At 58.0% G+C, this 19,143-nt stretch carries 15 protein-coding genes, 1 tRNA gene and 4 pseudogenes; 5 read left to right on the forward strand and 15 right to left on the reverse strand.

Annotation, left to right across the window (positions count from 1 at the left end):
* Positions 1-69: 69 nt before the first annotated feature.
* Positions 70-336 (forward strand): hypothetical protein, encoded by a 267-nt coding sequence (locus tag L1249_RS04200; protein ID WP_054641284.1) that lies wholly within the window; start codon positions 70-72, stop codon positions 334-336.
* A 73-nt stretch (positions 337-409) separates the two neighbouring features.
* Here the strand turns inward: L1249_RS04200 and L1249_RS04205 are convergent, their stop codons facing one another.
* From L1249_RS04205 to L1249_RS04240, 8 genes and pseudogenes are all read right to left on the reverse strand, one after another.
* The gene (locus tag L1249_RS04205; protein ID WP_230834961.1) at positions 410-1,417 is read right to left on the reverse strand and encodes a zinc-dependent alcohol dehydrogenase family protein; all 1,008 of its coding nucleotides are present in this window, start codon (positions 1,415-1,417) and stop codon (positions 410-412) included.
* Between the two features lie 45 nt (positions 1,418-1,462).
* The gene (locus L1249_RS04210) at positions 1,463-3,355 is read right to left on the reverse strand and encodes an ABC transporter ATP-binding protein (RefSeq protein WP_058576866.1); all 1,893 of its coding nucleotides are present in this window, start codon (positions 3,353-3,355) and stop codon (positions 1,463-1,465) included.
* Between the two features lie 66 nt (positions 3,356-3,421).
* Positions 3,422-3,862 (reverse strand): annotated as a pseudogene (locus L1249_RS04215) (AbrB family transcriptional regulator); the annotation flags it as partial.
* 221 nt (positions 3,863-4,083) lie between these two features.
* Positions 4,084-4,941: a PA4780 family RIO1-like protein kinase gene (locus tag L1249_RS04220; protein WP_228168650.1), complete on the reverse strand. Its 858-nt coding sequence runs from the start codon at positions 4,939-4,941 to the stop codon at positions 4,084-4,086.
* Between the two features lie 48 nt (positions 4,942-4,989).
* The gene (gene dbpA, locus L1249_RS04225; RefSeq protein ID WP_235253413.1) at positions 4,990-6,381 is read right to left on the reverse strand and encodes an ATP-dependent RNA helicase DbpA; all 1,392 of its coding nucleotides are present in this window, start codon (positions 6,379-6,381) and stop codon (positions 4,990-4,992) included.
* A gap of 122 nt (positions 6,382-6,503) precedes the next feature.
* On the reverse strand, positions 6,504-6,971 hold the full coding sequence (ybaK, locus tag L1249_RS04230; protein WP_058576863.1) for a Cys-tRNA(Pro) deacylase: 468 nt from the start codon (positions 6,969-6,971) through the stop codon (positions 6,504-6,506).
* A gap of 146 nt (positions 6,972-7,117) precedes the next feature.
* Positions 7,118-7,387, reverse strand: a complete 270-nt coding sequence (locus L1249_RS04235) for a hypothetical protein (protein WP_058576862.1) — start codon at positions 7,385-7,387, stop codon at positions 7,118-7,120.
* A 104-nt stretch (positions 7,388-7,491) separates the two neighbouring features.
* A complete protein-coding gene (locus L1249_RS04240; protein WP_058576861.1) occupies positions 7,492-8,355 on the reverse strand; it encodes a cation diffusion facilitator family transporter in 864 nt (287 codons plus the stop codon).
* A 110-nt stretch (positions 8,356-8,465) separates the two neighbouring features.
* On the opposite strand from L1249_RS04240, the gene L1249_RS04245 reads away from it, so the two are divergent.
* Positions 8,466-9,335, forward strand: coding sequence for a LysR family transcriptional regulator (locus L1249_RS04245; protein ID WP_058576860.1), 870 nt, complete (start codon positions 8,466-8,468; stop codon positions 9,333-9,335).
* On the opposite strand, the gene L1249_RS04250 is transcribed toward L1249_RS04245, so the two are convergent.
* Both L1249_RS04250 and L1249_RS04255 read right to left on the reverse strand, forming a co-directional pair.
* A complete protein-coding gene (locus tag L1249_RS04250; protein WP_058576859.1) occupies positions 9,318-9,761 on the reverse strand; it encodes a GAF domain-containing protein in 444 nt (147 codons plus the stop codon). The genes L1249_RS04245 and L1249_RS04250 overlap by 18 nt on opposite strands.
* Before the next feature lie 4 nt (positions 9,762-9,765).
* Positions 9,766-10,086, reverse strand: a pseudogene (locus tag L1249_RS04255) (MetQ/NlpA family ABC transporter substrate-binding protein); the annotation flags it as partial.
* Between L1249_RS04255 and L1249_RS04260 the strand changes: the two are divergent.
* Positions 10,073-10,678, forward strand: a pseudogene (locus L1249_RS04260) (lyase family protein); the annotation flags it as partial. The pseudogenes L1249_RS04255 and L1249_RS04260 overlap by 14 nt on opposite strands.
* A 173-nt stretch (positions 10,679-10,851) precedes the next feature.
* Here L1249_RS04260 and L1249_RS04265 read toward each other — a convergent pair.
* The 5 genes and pseudogenes from L1249_RS04265 to L1249_RS04285 all read right to left on the reverse strand — a co-directional run bounded on the left by L1249_RS04265 (position 10,852) and on the right by L1249_RS04285 (position 16,747).
* Positions 10,852-11,609: pseudogene (locus tag L1249_RS04265) on the reverse strand (DeoR family transcriptional regulator).
* 289 nt (positions 11,610-11,898) lie between these two features.
* Positions 11,899-13,509, reverse strand: coding sequence for a glycerol-3-phosphate dehydrogenase/oxidase (locus L1249_RS04270; protein ID WP_058576858.1), 1,611 nt, complete (start codon positions 13,507-13,509; stop codon positions 11,899-11,901).
* Between the two features lie 118 nt (positions 13,510-13,627).
* Entirely contained in the window at positions 13,628-15,133 is a 1,506-nt protein-coding gene (gene glpK, locus L1249_RS04275; RefSeq protein WP_058576857.1) for a glycerol kinase GlpK, read from the reverse strand.
* 59 nt (positions 15,134-15,192) lie between these two features.
* Entirely contained in the window at positions 15,193-16,014 is an 822-nt protein-coding gene (locus L1249_RS04280; protein WP_058576856.1) for an MIP/aquaporin family protein, read from the reverse strand.
* 151 nt (positions 16,015-16,165) lie between these two features.
* A complete protein-coding gene (locus tag L1249_RS04285) occupies positions 16,166-16,747 on the reverse strand; it encodes a DJ-1/PfpI family protein (protein ID WP_058576855.1) in 582 nt (193 codons plus the stop codon).
* 538 nt (positions 16,748-17,285) lie between these two features.
* On the opposite strand from L1249_RS04285, the gene L1249_RS04290 reads away from it, so the two are divergent.
* A tRNA-Val gene (locus tag L1249_RS04290) sits at positions 17,286-17,362 on the forward strand.
* Positions 17,363-17,666: 304 nt separating this feature from the next.
* The gene (locus L1249_RS04295; RefSeq protein ID WP_062375433.1) at positions 17,667-19,076 is read left to right on the forward strand and encodes a PhoH family protein; all 1,410 of its coding nucleotides are present in this window, start codon (positions 17,667-17,669) and stop codon (positions 19,074-19,076) included.
* The last annotated feature ends 67 nt before the right edge of the window (positions 19,077-19,143 follow it).

Below are 19,143 nucleotides of genomic sequence, written 5' to 3' on the forward strand. Positions count from 1 at the left end.
AACTTATCGTCTAAAATAACGTCGTTATTGCCAAGTAACTCACTTTTGAGCGATGCGCAGGAGGCAACGATGAGCGTGGTGAATGTCACGATGGCTGAACTACACGAGAAGCTTGCGAAGTGCATTGCAGGCGAGCGGGTGCTCATTGAGCAGGAGGGCAACCGGTTCAGCGGAAGAATTCAGCATGTCGGGGTGATGGGAGTGAAGGTCATTCCCGAAACCGTGATTAAAAACAGTACCGGCGACCCTGGCGATATGGATGGCGTCACTGTGCCTTACGACGACATCTGGGAGCTTGAGGTAAAAGGCGTGGTATTTAGCCGATTAGGAGAGTAGAGCAACATGGTTGATACGCACTACACGCCCGCCTTCTATGCAGACGTGTAGTACGATTGTTAGCGCTTGATTCTCAGAAGGTCAGGCAGATTTTACCAAAGTGCTTGCCCGATTCTTGATGACGAAACGCCTCGGCAATCTCGCTAAGCGGGAAGTCACGATCGATGATCGGCTTCAAATTCGCCGCTTCGATCGCGTCGATCATCTCAATCTGGTGGCGACGGCTACCGACGATCAACCCCTGCAGCTTGGCCTGCTTGGCCATGAGTTTGGCAGTGGGAATGTCTCCCTCGCGGCCGGTCAGTACGCCAATCAGCGAAATGTGTCCACCAATCTTCACGGCATCGATGGATTTCGGCAGCGTACCGGGGCCGCCTACCTCGATGACGTGATCCACGCCTTTGCCGTCGGTCAACGCTTTGACTGCTTTTCCCCACTCGGGTGTCTCGCGGTAGTTGATGGTGTGCTCCGCGCCGAGGCTACGCAGGCGCTCCAGCTTCTCATTGGAAGAGGAGGTCGCGATCACTCTAGCCCCCATCAGCTTGGCGAACTGCAGTGCAAAGATCGACACCCCGCCGGTACCCAGTACCAGCACGGTATCGCCCGCTTTCAAGCCGCCGTCCACCACCAGCGCGCGCCAAGCGGTCAATCCCGCGGTGGTCAACGTGGCGGATTCTGCATGGCTGTAGCCGATCGGCTGGCGAGTGAACCATGTGGCCGGTCGAATTACCTGCTCGCGGGCATAGCCATCGACGCCATCGCCAGGGGTGGTGGTGAAGTCGCCTACGCGCGCCGGGCCTTCCAGCCAGTATGGGAAGAAGGTCGAGACGACCGCATCGCCCACGGCAAACTCTTCCACACCTTCGCCAACGGCTTCCACCACGCCCGCGCCGTCGGACATCGGGATGCGCTTATCGTCGGTGGGAATCATCCCCGCCACGACCGCGTAGTCGTGAAAGTTCAGCGAGCTGGCGTGCAGGCGCACTTTGATCTCGCCGGGGCCTGGCTCCCCTGGGGCTGCCACGTCGACAACGTTCAATTTATCTAAACCGCCGGGTTGTTGAAGCTGGATAGCTTGCATCAGTACCTCCTGTTAAAGCGCCCTTACTAGGCGACCGGTCTAGTCTCAAATGAGGGCATTGTTATCAGGATCAAGGTCGTTACCCAAAAATCCTCCCGACTGGCGCTGCCAAAGGCCTGCATAAATGCCGTTTCGGGCCAGCAATTCCTGATGAGTGCCGCTCTCCACCATGCGCCCTTCATCCACCACAATCAAACGGTCTAGCATGGCAATGGTAGAGAGCCGATGGGCGATGGCAATCACCGTTTTGCCCTCCATCAACGCATCCAACTGCTCTTGAATCGCCGCTTCAACCTCGGAATCCAGCGCCGAGGTGGCTTCATCCAACACCAGAATCGGGGCGTCTTTGAGCAGCACCCGGGCGATGGCAATGCGCTGGCGCTGGCCGCCGGAGAGCTTCACGCCCCGCTCACCCACATGAGCATCCAAACCTCGCCGCCCTTTGGGGTCGACTAGGTCGTTGATGAAGGTATCGGCATGGGCACGGCATACCGCCTGGCAGACATCCTCATCGCTGGCGTGCGGACTGCCATAGCGGATGTTGTCCCGCAGCGAGCGGTGCAGCAGCGAGGTATCTTGGGTCACCATGCCGATCTGGTGGCGTAGCGAGGTTTGGGTGACCTCAGCAATGTTTTGTCCGTCGATCAGAATGCGCCCGCCCTGCAGGTCGTAAAAGCGCAGCAGCAGGTTCGCCAGGGTCGATTTTCCCGCCCCGGAGCGGCCAATCAGGCCGATCTTTTCACCGGGTTTGATGGTCAGGTTCAGCCCATCAAACACATTCTTGCTCTCCCCTTTTGCCTGGGCATATTGGAAGCGCAGCGTATCGAAGACGATCTCGCCGTTGGGCACGGTCAGCGCTTTGGCGGTGGGCGCGTCTTTCACCGTCGGCTCCTGGGCGATGGTGTTCATGCCATCCTGCACCGTGCCGATGTTTTCAAACAGCCCAGCGACTTCCCATAAAATCCAGTCGGACATAAAACGGATCCGCATCACCAGGGCAATGGCGATGGCCAGCACGCCCAGAGAGATCGCCTCCATGTACCACGCTGCAATCGCCATGCCTGCCGTGCCAACCAGCAGCAGCGTATTAAGGAGCGTCAAGCAGACGCTCATCACCGTGACCAGGCGCATCTGGCGATGCACGGTGACCATAAAGCCCTCCATAGCATCTTTGGCGTAGCGCTCTTCGCGCTGAGTATCGGCAAACAGCTTGATAGTCTGGATATTGCTGTAGCTATCCACCACGCGGCCAGTCATCTGAGCTCGAGCATCCGCCTGGGCCATAGAGACATCCCGCAGGCGCGGTACGAAAAAGCGCATGATGCCTAAATAGCCGATCAGCCAAAGGCCTAGCGGCAGCAGCAGCCACGGATCAGCGCGGCCCAGTAGAATGGCCGCCCCGGTAAAATAGACGATGGCGTACACCATCAGATCCATCACTTTGGTGACGGTTTCACGCACCGCCAGCGCGGTTTGCATTACTTTTTGCGATACCCGCCCGGCAAACTCATCTTGATAGAACGCTAGGCTCTGGCTGAGCATATGGCGATGAGAGAGCCAGCGGCCAATCATCGGGTAGTTACCAAAAATGCTCTGGTGGGTGACCAGCGACTGCAGCAGCACCAGTAGCGGCAGGCCCACCACCACTAACAAACCAAGGCCCGCCAGCCACAGGCCGTGGTTGGCCCAGAAATCGGCGCGCTCGACGCCACCCAGCCAATCCACCAAATCGCCCATGTAGCTAAAGAACACCACCTCTGCGGCGGATACCACCGCCGTAATCAACGACATCACTAGCAGCCACGGCCACACCGGGCGCGAAAAGTGCCAGATAAACGGCAACAGCCCTTTGGGCGGTGTGGTGACCTCACCCTCTGGGTAGGGGTTAACGCGCTCCTCAAAAAAACGGAACAGCGGCGAGAGCAGACGTGACAGCATGGAGAGTCCTTACATGACGCGATAAAAGGGAGCACAGCGAGGAGAGTTAGCGTAATGATCGCGACGTCAGGCGTCAGGATGATGACGCATTAGCCAGCGGGCCCAGAAGGGAGCAACAATCATCAGGGTGACCATGCGCAGCAGGTGATGAAACGCCACGAACACCGGGTCAATGTTGAGCGCGACGGCGAGTATCGCCATTTCACCAATACCGCCAAGGGCTAAAGCAAGCAAGGCAACATCGCGCCCTACCCCCACGGTTTGGTGGATGAGTTCGGCAAACAGTGCCAGAACCACCAGCGCAAGCAGCGTCGCCACCCCCGATTGCCAAAGATAGCGCCCGAGTAGCCGCCGCGTCATACCTTGAAAGCGCGAGCCGATGGCGCTACCTAGCACCCAGAGCATCACGTTCATACCCCAGCTTGGCAGGGCGAGACTCGCCATATCCAGCCCGGAGAGCAGTGCGGTGGCTAACAAGGGAGCGAGCAGCGCAGGGCTTGGCAGGCGCCACGGCGGTTGACGACGCTACCCCCGCCAACAGCAGCATGGCCGAAACGGGCCTGTCTAGCACCCGGTGGGCCAGCTCAGGAGTGACTTGGCTCTCCCTGCACTGAAACGACTGCCCTTCACACGCCCCTCCGGTGATCTTTCGGCTATGCGATATGGCAGAGTCGTTTCATCCAACTACTTACTCTGCTAAGCGTTGCCTCAGTTTATCACTATTGGGGTTAATCCTCGTCGTCGTCATCACGCATTCGCGCCTGACGCTCAGCTTCTTCCTCTTTGGCGTCGTCGATGACTTCCATCAGCTCATCCACGTTGGCAATGTGGCTATCAAACTCGAAGTGGCCGGTGAGTTTGCTATCGGGGTGCAGCTCGCCCGCTTCATAAAGCGCCCACATCTCCTTGCCGTAGTGAGTAGTGAGCAGCTCGGGAGCAAAGCGACCAAAATAAGCGCGCATGTTATCGACATCGCGCTCCAGCATGGCGGCGGCGCTGTTATTACCGGCCGCGTCTACCGCTTGGGGCAAGTCGATAATGACCGGGCCATCGGCATCAACAAGCACGTTGAACTCAGATAGGTCACCATGAATCAGACCCGCGCAGAGCATTTTCACCACGTCTTGAATCACTTTGGCGTGATAGCGCAGCGCCTGCTCTTCGGTCAGGATGACATCGTCTAAGCGCGGTGCTACATCGCCTTCAGCGTCGGTAATCATCTCCATCAGCAACACGCCATCCACAAAGCCATAGGGCTTTGGCACACGAACATCAGCTGCGGCTAAGCGGTACAACGCATCCACCTCGGCGGTGAGCCACGCCTGCTCCTGCTCTTTCTGGCCGTAGCGGGTTTTCTTGGCCATGGCCCTCGCTCGGCGGCTGTTACGCTCTTTACGCCCTTCCTGGTATTGCACCGCTTGCTTGAAACTGCGCTGCTTGGCCTCCTTGAATACTTTGGCACAGCGTGTGTCTCCGCCGCAGCGCACCACATACACCTGCGCTTCCTTGCCGCTCATCAACTGCATCAGCACCTCATCGATCAGGCCGTCATCGACCAAGGGCTGTAATCGTTTGGGTGTTTTCATAGCTTGCTGCGAAGGCTCCTTATGATAGCGACCACGTCATTGGGATCGTTAATGGCGAATGCGTCGCACGCGGAAAGCGCGCCCTTTGAGTTTATCCCGCTCCAGCTTGGCCTGAGCTTTCTGGACAGCGCTGCGCGCCACCGCGACGTAAGCGCTTCGAGCCAACACCTTGATCTTACCCACCTGATCACCGCGCAGACCGCTTTCGCTGGTCAATGCGCCCAGAATGTCGCCAGGGCGCAGCTTATCTTTCTTGCCACCCGCCAACTGTAGCGTGGCCATGGGGGGCTCGAACGGCGAACCGTTGGTGGCTTTCGGCAGCGGCTCGGTCGCGAGCGGCTCGCCCAACAGCTCAGCGAGGCGTTCGAGTCGATAATCTTCTTGCGGTGTGACCAGGGTACAGGCGATACCGCTGGCTCCTGCGCGCCCCGTGCGGCCGACGCGATGAACGTGGACGTCCAGCTCGCGGGCGATTTGGTAATTGAAAACGGCATCTAGTTGAGCAATGTCGAGCCCGCGGGCGGCCACATCGGTGGCGACCAAAATCGATGCGCTCTGATTGGCAAACAGCACCAGCAGCCGGTCGCGGTCTTTCTGCTCGAGATCGCCGTGCAAGGCGACGGCGCTAAATCCCGCATCGACCAAGCCATCGGCCACGGCCTGGGTTTCCCGCTTGGTATTACAGAACACCACGCTAGTGGTAGGTCGCGTGGCAAGCAGCAGCTCGATCAACGCAGCAAAACGGTCGTCGTCATGGGACACACGGTAAAAGTGCTGCTCGATGGTCGTGGCATCGTGGGTCTCTGCCACCTTGACACTGACCGGGTCGCGCAGCACGCCGCGGGTCATGGCTGCCAGCCCCTCTCGCTCATCGGGAAACGTCGCGCTGAACAGCAGCGTTTGTCGGTCAGCGGGGGTATCGGCGATGATGTCGTCGATGGTGACCTGAAAGCCCATGTCCAGCATACGGTCGGCTTCGTCTAGCACCAGCACGGCCAGCGACCCAAGCGTGAGCGAGCCTCTGCGCAGATGCTCGTCCACCCGGCCCGGCGTGCCCACCACGATGTGCGCGCCATGTTCCAACGATGCGAGCTGCGGGCCAAACGGGGCGCCGCCGCAGAGCGTGAGCACTTTCACGTTGGGCATCCCGCGGGCGAGACGGCGCAGCTCTTCCGCCACTTGATCCGCCAGTTCTCGGGTGGGACACAGCACTAGCGCCTGTACGCTAAACGCCTCAACACGTAATTGGGAGAGTAGCGCCAAACCAAAGGCCGCGGTTTTGCCCGATCCCGTTCTGGCCTGGGCCATGACATCACGCCCCGCCAGCATAGGCGGCAGGCTTTGGGCCTGAACCGGCGTCATTTCATGGTAGCCAAGGGAGTCTAGATTCGATAACAGCGCGGATGAGAGCGCAAGCGATGCAAAAGAGGTGTCGGACACAAAAAATTCCTGAAGGGGCTATTCAGCCCAGCAAACCGATAATGTAAAGCACCATACCAGAAAGCGCTTTCCACTGCCTTGCTGTATGGGGTGAGGGTAAGAGCAATCGCTACCGCCAACGCTCAGATCGCCAGCACCGCAAAACGCCCATGGCTCAGTGACGCCAAGTCGCTGGGAGAAAGCTCAATCTCTAGCCCCCGCCGTCCAGCGCTAACGTAGAGCGTGGAAAACCGTTGCGCTGAGGCGTCAATATAGGTCGGCAGGCGCTTTTTCTGCCCCAATGGACTAACACCGCCCAGCACATAGCCAGTGGTGCGTTCAACCTCGGCGGGATCAGCCATGGCTGCCTTCTTCGCCCCGGCGGCTTTCGCAATCTGCTTAAGCCCTAGCTGCCCCTTCACCGGCACAATGCCTACCGCCAGCTGTTTACCATCCAACTTCACCACAAGCGTTTTAAAGACCTGCTCAACTGCGACGCCCAGCTTTTCAGCCGCTTCCAGCCCATACGACGCGGCAGCGGCGTCGTGCGGGTACTCATGAAGGTGAAACACAATACCTGCGTGCTTTGCGCTATTAATCGCCGGAGTCATGAAGTTCTCGTCAGTTAACGTTACTGGCTATGGTGGAAAAGCCCGCCTGCGAAAAAAGATATGATAAAACATAAACGACCGCGCCCGCATGTTAAGCGGGCGCGGTCGTTGCGTACGTAGCAACTAGCTTATTACGGACAAGGTTCTTAAGGACAGGGTACTACGCGGCGTAGCGTGTCTTTGGCCCATAGCGTTTGGCCATCCGGCGTGCGGCCATGCTCGTTCCAGCGCTCGGTGGTTTCGAGGCAGAAAGAGCCAGCATCGTCGGTACGCGGGTTAGCGCTGATAGGGCGTTCGCCACCAATACGCATCACATCTGGATTTTCAGTGGTGTAGCGCGGGGCAACGGTAGAACTTGCGCAGCCAGCAACCAAAGCGGTTACCAGCAGCACGGGCAAACAGCGGCGCAGAGGCATGTTTTGAAACCCTCAACATAGCGATAGTGGGCCGACACAATTTGTCGGTAGCGCTAAATATCACTGCCTCTGAGTTCACGTCAATATTTATTCGAACAAACACATTATGTCACTAGCGTAATACTGGTCACCGGGCGTAAATTGCGCAGCCTGCAGTGCTGCTCAACGCTTTCAACAATCTCTTCGGCATCGTCGATTTGCTGCTTATCCAGCTGAATATCGACCATTAAGAAACTGCCTACCTGGGCTAACCGCACATCGTCATCGGCGATATCGAAGTCGGCTACTTGTTGCACCATCTCTTGGCGTACGCTGCCCACCGGCTCACCAAACATTAGCTCGCGCAGCGCACCGCGCACCATGCGGATAGGCATCGGTAAAAAATAGCCCGCAATAATCAACACCATCACGGGGTCGGCAAAGCGCGCATAGCCTGCCCACGGAGTTAATGTTAGACCCCAGGTAAGCGCAAACCCAAGCATCACGGCAGCACTTAGCCAGGTGTCCATCTGCCACTGGCGCAGCTCAGCGGCTAATAACGACGAGCGGGCAATGCGCGCGTAGCGGTTTAGCCACCACCACGTAAGCAAACAGCCGCTAACGTTCACCACCCCAAACATCAGCGCCAAATCCAGGGTAACCAATCGCCCACCTTGTGCAAGGCTCCATAGGGCAGACACCAGCGAAAACACGCACACCAGCGCAATCACTACGCCTTTGAGCAGCACGGCTAATGGCTCAACCGTTAGCCGCCCAAAGGGGTAGTGATCATCCGCGGGTTTACGCGCCTGCTGAAGCGCAAACAGTGAAAGTGAGGCCAGCACTAAACTTAATAGCGAGTAGCCGCTATCAAATAAAATCGTGATCGAGCCGCTTGCAAGGCCTAACACAAGCCCGGTAAAGGCAAACAGGCTGGCAGAAATAGCGGAAAATCTAAGCGCACGGCGCTCGGCAACAAAGGGGGACACGATTTTACTCCTAAAATCTTACTTAATTTTGCGCCATCATAATGATTATATTAAGGGCTCACCAATCGCTCAGTGCTAACAAAGATGGCGCTCAATAGAAGGCGTATTTCATGCGAGCAGAACAGGTACAAGCGTTTATTGATGTCACTGAACACGGCTCCTTCGCCGCCGCGGCACGCCATACCGGCATAAAGCGCAGCACCTTGAGCGCCGCGGTAAACGCATTGGAAGATAGCCTGGGGGTCGAGCTGTTTGAGCGATCGGGCAATAGCCTACAACTCTCGGCGGTGGGCGAAAGCGTACTGCCCGACTGTTACCGGCTGCTAACCAGCGCCAGCCGGATCAAAAAGCATTGCCAACAGCATATGCAGGGGGTGGAAAACCAGCTGTGCATTGCCAGGGACGACGCCCTGCCAGAAGCTTTTTGGCGGCAGGTAATGCATGACTTGAAGCAGCGCTATCCGCTAACAGCCATATCGGTCTACCTATTACCCCCTCAAGAGCACCCACAGTTTGTATCGCGGCAAACCGTGGATATTGCCTTTGGCCTTTACACCGCTGAAGGCGCCTCGGTGAATGCCTCCAACCTTGCCCCTGTTAGTATGTGCTTGGTGGCCGCACCCACGCACCCGCTAAGCCGCCTATTAAGCGTTAACCGAGACGACCTCGCCCAATATACCCAGGTGTGCTTAACCTATGACCAAGGTGACAAACTGGTCAGCGAAGCGCTGTTTTCAGGTAATTATCTTGGTTTCACCATGTTTGAGGTAATTCGTGATGCCGTGATCAACGCTACCGGCTGGGCGCTGCTGCCCTACCCGTTAGTTAAACAGGCACTGGAAGCGGACACGCTGTGCGCATTGAATCATGACCTTGCGCTAGATAGCCACTACTACCGTTTTGTTGAGAGCGATAACCGCGGTGTAGTGGCTACTGCGCTACTGAATAAAGTGGCGCACTTTTTAGCCACTCTCAATTAAGCCACTCTCAATTAATCCTCTCTGAAGTAAGCCACTGCATAGCTCACTGAAGCGTCCCTTAATCGGGCAGTCCAGGTCGAGCACGCCCCACAACTGGTCGTTCACAACAACGGGAGCAACCAGCTCGGCGCGTGAGGCAACGTCGCAGGCGATATGGTCGGCAATGGCGTGAACGTCGTCGATTCGCTGGGTTAGGCGGGTGCGTGCCGCCGCACCGCACACCCCCTTGGCGAAGGAGATGGGGTGGCAGGCCGGCTTGCCCTGGAAGGGGCCGAACCAGAGCGTCTCAGGCTTCCGGTGCAGGTAGAAGCCCGCCCAAATCGCCTCCATCAGGAAGGCACTGGTCTCGGCGCTGTTGGTCAGCCAGTCGCGGCTGTCCAGCAGTGCTTCGAGCTGGGGGGCCAGCAGGGCATAGTCGGCCGTCAATGTATTATTCCCAGCCGGGTGCCGCCGCCGGTCCGAACAGCTCGGCCGCCTTGGCCTTCACTTCCTCGGCCTGATAGGCGCGCACCAGTTGCTGGATTGCCTAGCGCTGCTGGTCGCCGCCACGCACGGCGATCAGGTTGACGTAGGGGGATTCCGGCCCTTCCTTGATCAGGGCGTCGTCCAGGCTCAGGCCAGCGGGCTGGGCAAAGGTATTGTTGATGAAGGCCATGTCCACATCCGGCAGCACGCGCGGCAGCTGGGCGGCCTCGATCTCAGGGAAGCGGAAGTTGCGCGGGCTCTCCACCACGTTGAGTGGCGTTGCCTCTCAGGATGCCGCGTTGGAACTCTCCGGCCAGCTGCGCGGATTGGCCTGCGTGATCATGAAGATCGCCAACGATCTTCGCTGGATGAATTCTAGCCTGCTGGCCGGGCTCGGTGAGATCGAGCTGGAGGCGCTGCAGCCGGGTAGCTCCATCATGCCGGGCAAGGTCAACCCCGTGATTCCGGAATCAGCGGCCCAGGCCGCCGCCCAGGTGATCGGCCTGGACGCCGCGGTGGCAGTGGAGGGGCAGAGCGGCAACTTCCAGCTCAACGTCATGCTGCCGCTGGTGGCCCACAACCTGCTTACCTCGATCACCTTGATGAGCAATATCGCTTGGCTGCTTGGCAACCGGGCCATCGCCACCTTCAAGGTGCGCGAGGAGAATCTGGCTGAGCCGCTGTCTCGCAACCCCATCCTGGTAACGGCACTCCACGGAGTGGTCGACTATGACGTTGCCGCGGCCATCGCTAAGGAGGCTTATCGGGCCGGGCGACCAATCCTCGACGTAGCCGATGAGCAGACTGAGCTTTCCCGCGGGGAGTTGGAACGCCTCCTGGACCCAGCGGCTCTGATCCGAGGGGGCATCCCGAAGTAGTGCTCAGGTCCGCGGCTCGCGTTGCTGTCCTGTCATCCCGCTATTGTCGTTCGCTCTGCGCAGATTGCTCGGATGCAAACACAGCGCATTTGAATTCGAACAAAAAAGTGATGGCGAGCTTAAGAAACCTCTGATTAACCGTATTGGGATCCGTTAACGAGGCCGGTGGAGCATCAGTCGGCGACATGCAGTGTCACGTCGTGATTGGCCATCAGCCGGCAAATCGCCTGCGGCGGGCGCCGGTCGGTGAAGAGAGCGCCAATCTGGGAAACGTTGCCCTGGCGCACCGAAGGGTTTCGGTGGAACTTGGAGTGGTCGGCGGCGAGGTAGACCTGACGGGAGTTGCGGATGATGGCTTGGGCGACGCGTACCTCCTGGCAGTCGAACTCCAGCAGGGAGCCATCTTCGTCGATGCCGATGATGCCGTAGTCGACCTTGAACTGATTGATGAAGTCGATGGTGGCCTCGCCGATGATCCCGCCGTTACGGGAGCATATCTGCCCGCCGGCGATGATCACGCTGAAGTCCTCCTTGTGCTGGAGGATGGCGGCGACGTTTAGGTTGTTGGTGATCAACTCGAGATCGCGGTGCTCCAGCATAGCCTCGGCCACCACCTCGTTGCTGGTGCCAATATTGATGAACAGCGAGGAGCCGTCGGGAATATGTCGCGCAATGCGCTGCTTGGCGTCGAGGTTGAGGGTCTAGCGGGTGCTGTAGGCAGTGTTGACGGTACTCGATCCAGGCCGGCTCCGCCGTGGACGCGACGAATCAGACCTTCTTCGGCCAGGGCGTTGAGGTCGCGGCGTATCGTCTGAGGGGTAACCGTGAAGTGCTCGATCAGTTGTTCGATGCTGGCATATCCCTGACGGCGTACAAGGTCGACAATGGCTTCCTGTTGCTGTTGCTGTTGCTGTTGCTGTTGCTGGTTCATGCTGACTCCTTGTAATCCCGCCATTGTAGGCGATGATCGCCGCATTCGGCAGCCGCTGATCTGTTTCTATCCGGCTAAGGTAGCAGAGAATTCCGAACATGTTGGAGCACTCTTGGTGACCACAAACGAACATACAATGATAAACGACCGGAACCTGCTTGGTAGATTATCAGCTTGCGATCTACTCTCGACAGCATGAACTCAGCACAGGCTCCTGCTCCTACCAGTTCAGTGACTCGGAGTGCGCAGGACTGTCGGCCTCGGCCTCAGGGGTGAGCCTCTCGGGGGTTCATTCCGGGGTTTCAGCAAAGTACTCGTCAAAGCGTTCACGGGCCTGGTCGCCGAAGAGGATCTCGCAGGCCTCCATGAGGCCAGGAGACTGCCTGATACGCTCGTTGCTGACCACCTGGGAGATTTTCGACCGGCGACGCAGAAAGTCTTCTAGCCGGGTGATCATCTCACGGCGCTGTGCCTGACCGAGTTCACAGCGCAGGTACTCGGTACCCTCGATCAACAGCTCGCCCTGACGCGGGTCCTCGCGGATCTCCTCAAGCAGATCGAGGGCGTGAGTGCCGTAGCGCCGCCACAGACGCGCCGTCAGGGGCTCGGAGGCCTCCGGCGACGTCATGGCGTCGAGCTCCATGAGCTCAGCCTGATGGAGGAATTCCTCCTTGACCGATTCGGAGGGCTCGCCGTACCAGCGATAGTCCGGATACGGCACCGAAACCCCGAGTCGCTTCACCTCATCGACGATCTCTTCCCCGACATTCAGACAGTCGGTAAGCTTGCCGCCGAAGATGCTGATATGGGCTTCGGCGTCATCGGTATCGATGGCATGCTTGCGGGAGAGTTGAAGGAAGTCACGACCCCCACCCGCGCTGGTCTTTATTGCGAGGGGTCTGACCCCGCAGCGGGTAGCGATGATATCGTTTCTGCCCAGTGGGTTGTCCAATTCCAGGCGCTTGTTGATGTTGTCCAGCACGAACTGGGTATCCTCGTCGGTCACATGTACCTCGGGTTTCTCCATGCGCGTGTCGGTGGTGCCAATACAGGTGCGCTGACCCATCGGGATAACGAAGAACAGCCGGCCATCATCGGCGAAAAACGCCAACACACGCTTGCTGTCGGTAAGCCGTGGCACGATCAGGTGAATGCCCTTGGAATAGGCGTGCTGGTGCTGAGTCTGCTGCCCGGTCAACGCATTGTGCTGGTCGGCCCAGGGGCCCGCCGCATTGATCAGTACCTTGGCACGGATCTCGAAGGTATCGCCGTTCATGACATTTCGGGCACGTGTGACCCAGACGCCATTTTCGCGCCTTGCTCCCTGCGACTCGACATAGTTAGCCACCATGGCCCCGTAGTTCAGTGAGGTGCGTACGAAATTGAAGACGAAACGGGCGTCATTGTCATGCAGATAGGCGTCGGAATATTCGAAGCCGCCTATGGAACCCTGGGTATCGACGATCGCCTCCTGGCCCTTGATGGCAGAAGGACTCAGGAAACGCGGAATCCGTGTGAAGCCGTTACCCATCAGCCAGTACAGCCAGCTACCAGCCCATAGATAGCGCGGATGGTAGCGAAAGCCGCTGGCAATGGTGGTCAAAAAACGGATTTCCTGGACCGTTGAGGGAAAACTCTTGATCAGATGATTGCGGCTCTTGCAGAGCTTGCGTACCAAGGCGAAATCATAGCTCTCCATGTATTTGATGCCGCCCCAGACGAGATTGGAGGAGTGCATGCTGGTCTCACCGGCGAAGTCACCCCGGTCGATCAGGCCCACCTTTACACCTTTTCCGGACAGGGCGGCGGCGGCTGAAGCGCCGTTGATGCCTCCACCGATGACCAGGGCATCGAACGTCTCGCTGGAAAGTTTTTCGATGTTGCTGTCGCGCAATTGCATGAAGGGACCCCTTCAGAGGTAGTTAAGGTTCTGTTTGGCGGACGCTGAAAATTGAGTCCCCCAGGGCGCCCGTCATGCTCGATGGGACGCCCCGGGGAACACAGACTGACGAGAAGGGTTACTCTTCCTCTTCGCGCTCCCAGTCCATGCTGCGTCTGACGGCCTTCTTCCACCCCTTGTAGGCGCGCTCGCGGCTTTGGCTATCCATCTGCGGCTCGAAGGTACGCTCCACGATGCCCTTGCTCACTACCTCCGCCTGGGTCCAAAGACCCACGGCGATGCCGGCCAGGTAGGCGGCCCCCAGGGCGGTGGTTTCGGTGATCTTGGGACGATCCACATTGACCCCTAGCATGTCGGCTTGGAACTGCATCATGACGCTGTTAGCCACTGCCCCCCCGTCAACGCGCAGGGACTTCAGCGTGATCCCCGAATCGGTCTGCATGGCATCGATGACGTCCTTGGTCTGGTAGCCCAGAGAATCCAGTGTGGCCCGGATGATGTGTTCTTTGCGGGTGCCGCGGGTGATCCCAAAGATCGCGCCGCGTGCATACATGTCCCAGTAGGGCGCCCCGAGCCCCACAAAGGCAGGAACCACGTACACACCACCGGAGTCGTCAACTTTGCTGGCATAGTATTCCGAATCCTGGGCCGAATCGATGAGCCTGAACTCGTCACGCAGCCACTGCACGGCCGCACCGGCAATGAAGATGGAGCCTTCAAGGGCGTAGTTGACCTTGCCGTCTATCCCCCATGCGATAGTGGTCAGCAGGCCGGACTTAGAGACAACTAGGGTCTCACCGGTGTTCATCAGCAGGAAACAGCCGGTGCCGTAGGTGTTCTTGACCATTCCCTTCTCGAAGCAGGCTTGACCAAACAGGGCCGACTGCTGATCCCCTGCGATACCGGCGATAGGTACACGGGCACCACCAAACATCTCGGCCCCCGTATTTCCATAGACCTCGCTGGAAGGACGTACCTCGGGAAGCATGGATGCCGGGATGTCGAGCTCCTCCAACATGCGCTGGTCCCACTCCAGGGTGCGGATGTTGTAGAGTAGCGTCCGCGAGGCATTGCTGCAGTCGGTCACATGGCGCTCGCCGCGGGTCAGGTTCCATACCAGCCAGGTATCCATGGTCCCGAACAGCAGATCGCCGCGCTCAGCCTTCTCGCGTGCCCCTTCGACATTGTCCAGAATCCAGCGAATCTTGGTTCCTGAGAAATAGGCATCTGCCACCAGGCCGGTGGTCTCGCGAATGTAGTCCTCCAATCCGCGTGCCTTGAGCTCGTCACACAGGGCCGCTGTGCGGCGATCCTGCCAAACGATAGCGTTGTAAACAGGCTTTCCTGTATGACGGTCCCAGACCACGGTGGTCTCGCGCTGATTGGTGATGCCAATGGCCGCCACTTCGGAAGGCTTGATGCCCTGCGTTTCCAGGACTTCACGGGCCACGCCCATCTGGCTGCCCCATATCTCCATGGCATCATGCTCGACCCAGCCGGGGGTAGGGTAATGTTGCCGGAACTCTTTCTGGGCGATGCCCACAATCTGGGCGTCTCGATCGAAGAGGATGGCGCGGCAGCTAGTGGTGCCTTGATCGAACGACAGGATGTATTTTTTTTTCATGAGATGTCTCCCTCGTTTTATCGAGTAATTCCTGATTTTTTGTATTGGTACTGCATTTATCAATCCTGTTCAGATGCCGTATTCGGGCTTGACCATCGCTTCTCGACGATGAAATTTACGCCCAGGCACACCACGATGACTCCCAATGCGATCGTCATGGCCAGCGAATTGCCGTCGATAAAAACGTGGCGGTAGAAAAGGCCGCCAGCAGCGCCGCCGACCAGGGGGCCCACCACAGGAATCCAGGCATATTTCCAGTTAGATTCTCCCTTGCCTGCAATAGGCAATATGAAATGTGCCAGCCGCGGCCCCAGGTCTCTGGCAGGGTTGATGGCATAGCCGGTGGTGCCACCAAGGGACAGCCCGATGGCCAGGACCAGCAGCCCGATGATCAACGGATTGAGACCCTCGGTGAATTCGTTAGCACCGATGGCAAGTACACCCAGTACCAGCATGAAGGTACCGATGATTTCGCTCATCAGGTTGGAGGGCGTGTGAGGGATGGCGGGGTCGGTACAAAAGACGGCCAACTTGGCGCCCTGACTCTCGGTTTTCTGCCAGTGGGGGTAGTAGTGCAGCCAGACCACCACCGCACCCATGAAGGCGCCGAGTAGTTGGGCCAGCACATAACCCGGCACCCTTGACCATGGGAATTCACCGATAGTCGCGAGCGCGATGGTGATCGCGGGATTGATGTGGGCACCGCTGAAATGGCCAACCGCATAGATCGCCATGGTGACGCCCATGGCCCAGCCGAAGGTGATGACGATCCAGCCGCTCGCCTCGGCCTTGGAATGTTTGAGAACGACGCCAGCGACCACACCACCGCCGAAGATGATAAGGATCATCGTGCCGAAGACTTCCCCCAGGAAAGGTGTCATAAGTGTTTCCTCTATATTGTAGTTGTGAGGTGTATTCGTTTTCGTTTTCGAACTCAACCAAGGGCGGTTTGCCGACATACGGCTTCGTAACCGCCACAATCCGAGGGCAGGGCCGGAAAACAAGGAGCGCCGACCAAGGCGCTCCAAGCATTCAAAGGGTAATGCGTGTGCCCAATACTTTAAGAAACGCTGCCAGCCAAGCCGGATGTGCGGGCCAGGCCGGAGCCGTGATCAGGTTGCCATCAGTTTCGGCGCCATCGACAGCGATGTCGGCGTAGGTACCGCCGGCCAGCCGCACTTCTGGCGAACAAGCCGGGTAAGCAGAAACCCGGCGACCTTCGATGACCTCCGCTGCGGCCAGCACCTGGGCACCGTGGCAGACAGCCGCCAACGGTTTGTTATGCTCGGCGAAGTGGCGAACCATCGCGATCACCTCGGGGTCCAGGCGCAAATACTCCGGGGCCCGCCCGCCTGCAATTACCAGGGCATCGTAGTCGGCCGCCTTGACGTCCTTGAAGGTGGCATTGAGGGCAAATTCGTGGCCCGGTTTCTCAGTATATGTCTGGTCGCCCTGGAAATCGTGGATGGCGGTCTTCACCTTCTCGCCCTTTTCCTTGCCCGGGCAGATGGCATCCACCTGGTGGCCCACCATCTGTAGAGCCTGAAAGGGAACCATTACTTCGTAGTCTTCGGCGAAATCGCCGACTAGCAGCAGGATGCGTTTTGCAGCCATGGTGTTTTCTCCTGATTGTCATTGTAGTGGGGTGAGATGCCCCTTTCTTGCGTCGGAAATGGTTGCGGCCGATTGGCTCGGGCCTTGGTGTGTCCGCCCGGGTAGTGTCACGGCGCGTTGTGAGATAATGCTCATTAATGATTAGTTATGAACATTTACTAGCGCAATATTGCGCCACCAAGGTGCGCAATGCAACATACAAGGTTAAAATAGTTCGAATTCGAACATTACAGGCCTACTAAGGCTGCCGACAGGGTCGTATCCTTAACGGGTCAGTCGCTAGAGGCACGACGAGCCGCTCGAACGAGACGGCGACATCCTGGTGCTGGCGGCGCTGCAGAAAAAGATGGCGGTGTAGAAAGCCAAGCGGCCCTTGACGCCGGCAGATGGAGGCGACAGAGCGCGAACGGCTCTACGATGGCTGAAAGGAAGCGGTGGAGAGGGTCAAAAGTGATCGCTAAAGGCCTGAAAAATCCAGCGGAATCGGCAAGATATGCAACCGTTGACGAAGCGAATGATGCTTCGAATCGAAGAAAGCAGGGCCATAGCTCAGTTGGTTAGAGCGCCACGTTGACATCGTGGAGGTTGGCGGTTCAAATCCACCTAGTCCTACCAGCTACTGAGTCGCCCCCGCAGCGTTGCTGCGGGGGCGAATTGCTGTGGGTGCCTTTCGGATAGGCTGGCGTGTTTTGGATGCGTTGGCTAGAAAAGCGCCTCGAGGCCAGCCTGGTTAGGGCTCACTGACACATCGTTGACATCATTTATGTGGAAAAAAACACCAAAGCCTTCCACGCTAATAAAAGTGCTAAACAAGGAGCCGCCAGGACACGCCAGGTAAGGAACACAGGCAAGTGTCATCCAGGCGTAATACGCACCTGCCAGTGTCGAAGTTGCCGTCAACCAAGGAGTGATTCCAACGATGGTACGACTCGATAAGAAAGCGACTAGGCTGTATGTCCTAGACACGAATGTCCTGATCCACGACCCGACTGCGCTCTATCATTTTGATGAGCATGATGTGGTTATCCCTATGACCGTGCTTGAAGAGCTGGACAAGCACAAAAACGGCATCCGCGAAATCGCCCGTACGGCAAGGCAAATCAGCCGCACCCTTTCCGACCTGACCAATCAGGTTACCTTCGATGAAATCCAGAAAGGCATCCCCATTCCCCGTATCAGCGGAGAATCCGGCCGCCTACACTTTTTGTGCTACAACGACTTAAAGCCTTTCGACTCGCTAGACGATAGCCTCGACAACCGAATCCTGGCAGAAACCTGCCGGTTGCGTGACGAACGCCCGGATGCGTCGGTCATTCTCATCACGAAAGACATCAATCTGCGGGTAAAAGCCGCCGCACTAAAAGTGCCGGTGGAAGACTACCTGAATGATCGCGCCTTCTCCGATAGCGATGCGATGATTGAAGGTGCCCAAGTGTACGCCTCGGCCGGGCAGGATGGCGCGTCGCTATGGGAAGCGCTCAACGTTGAAGTGACCGTCGAACGCATCGGCCACCATACCTTCTACCAACTCAGCGGCAATATGCCCCGCCACTGGCATGTCGGCATGTTGGTTTCTGATAGCGAAAACGGCGCAGAGTTCGAGGCTATTGTGCGCGAGATTTCGCCCTCCTCTGCCCGGCTTCAGCTGCTCACCAACTACCGTCACCATGCTGGTGTGTGGGGCGTCCACGCTCACGATAGCCGCCAGAACTTTACCCTCAACCTGTTGATGGACCCCGAGATTGACCTTGTCACCATTGCCGGTAACGCGGGCACCGGCAAAACGTTTATGACCCTGGCGGCGGCCTTCCAGCAGACCTTGGACGCCAAACGCTTTGAGCGTATCGTCTTCACCCGCGCGCCCATCCCTATGGGGGAGGATATTGGTTTCTTACCAGGTACCGAAGAGGAGAAGATGTCGCCGTGGATGGGGGCCTTCCACGACAATATGGATAACCTGCTGCGCAACGAAGAGGGAGAATCAAGCTGGGATAACGGTGCCACGCGGCAATTGATTGGCTCACGTGTGCAAATTCGCTCACCGAGCTTTATGCGCGGGCGCACCCTGAACGACACCTTTTTGATCATCGACGAGGCGCAAAACTTCACCCCTAAACAGCTAAAATCGCTGGTCACCCGTGCCGGGCGCAATACCAAGATTGTCTGCCTGGGCAACGTCGGGCAGATCGACACGCCCTATCTCACCGCCAACACCTGCGGCATGGCCGCCGTAGTAGAACGGTTTAGAGATTGGCCCCATGCTGGGCATATCACCTTGAAAAGCGTTGAACGCTCCCGTTTGGCACTGGCCGCCGAGGAGCTTTTGTAGCGCTCTATTCGCCTCTACCGTTAACCTTCACCGCCCAGCTCGCTGGGCGGTGGCACGATCGGTCTCT

It is taken from the genome of Halomonas sp. Cn5-12, from assembly GCF_021532545.1.
GTDB lineage: Bacteria > Pseudomonadota > Gammaproteobacteria > Pseudomonadales > Halomonadaceae > Vreelandella > Vreelandella aquamarina.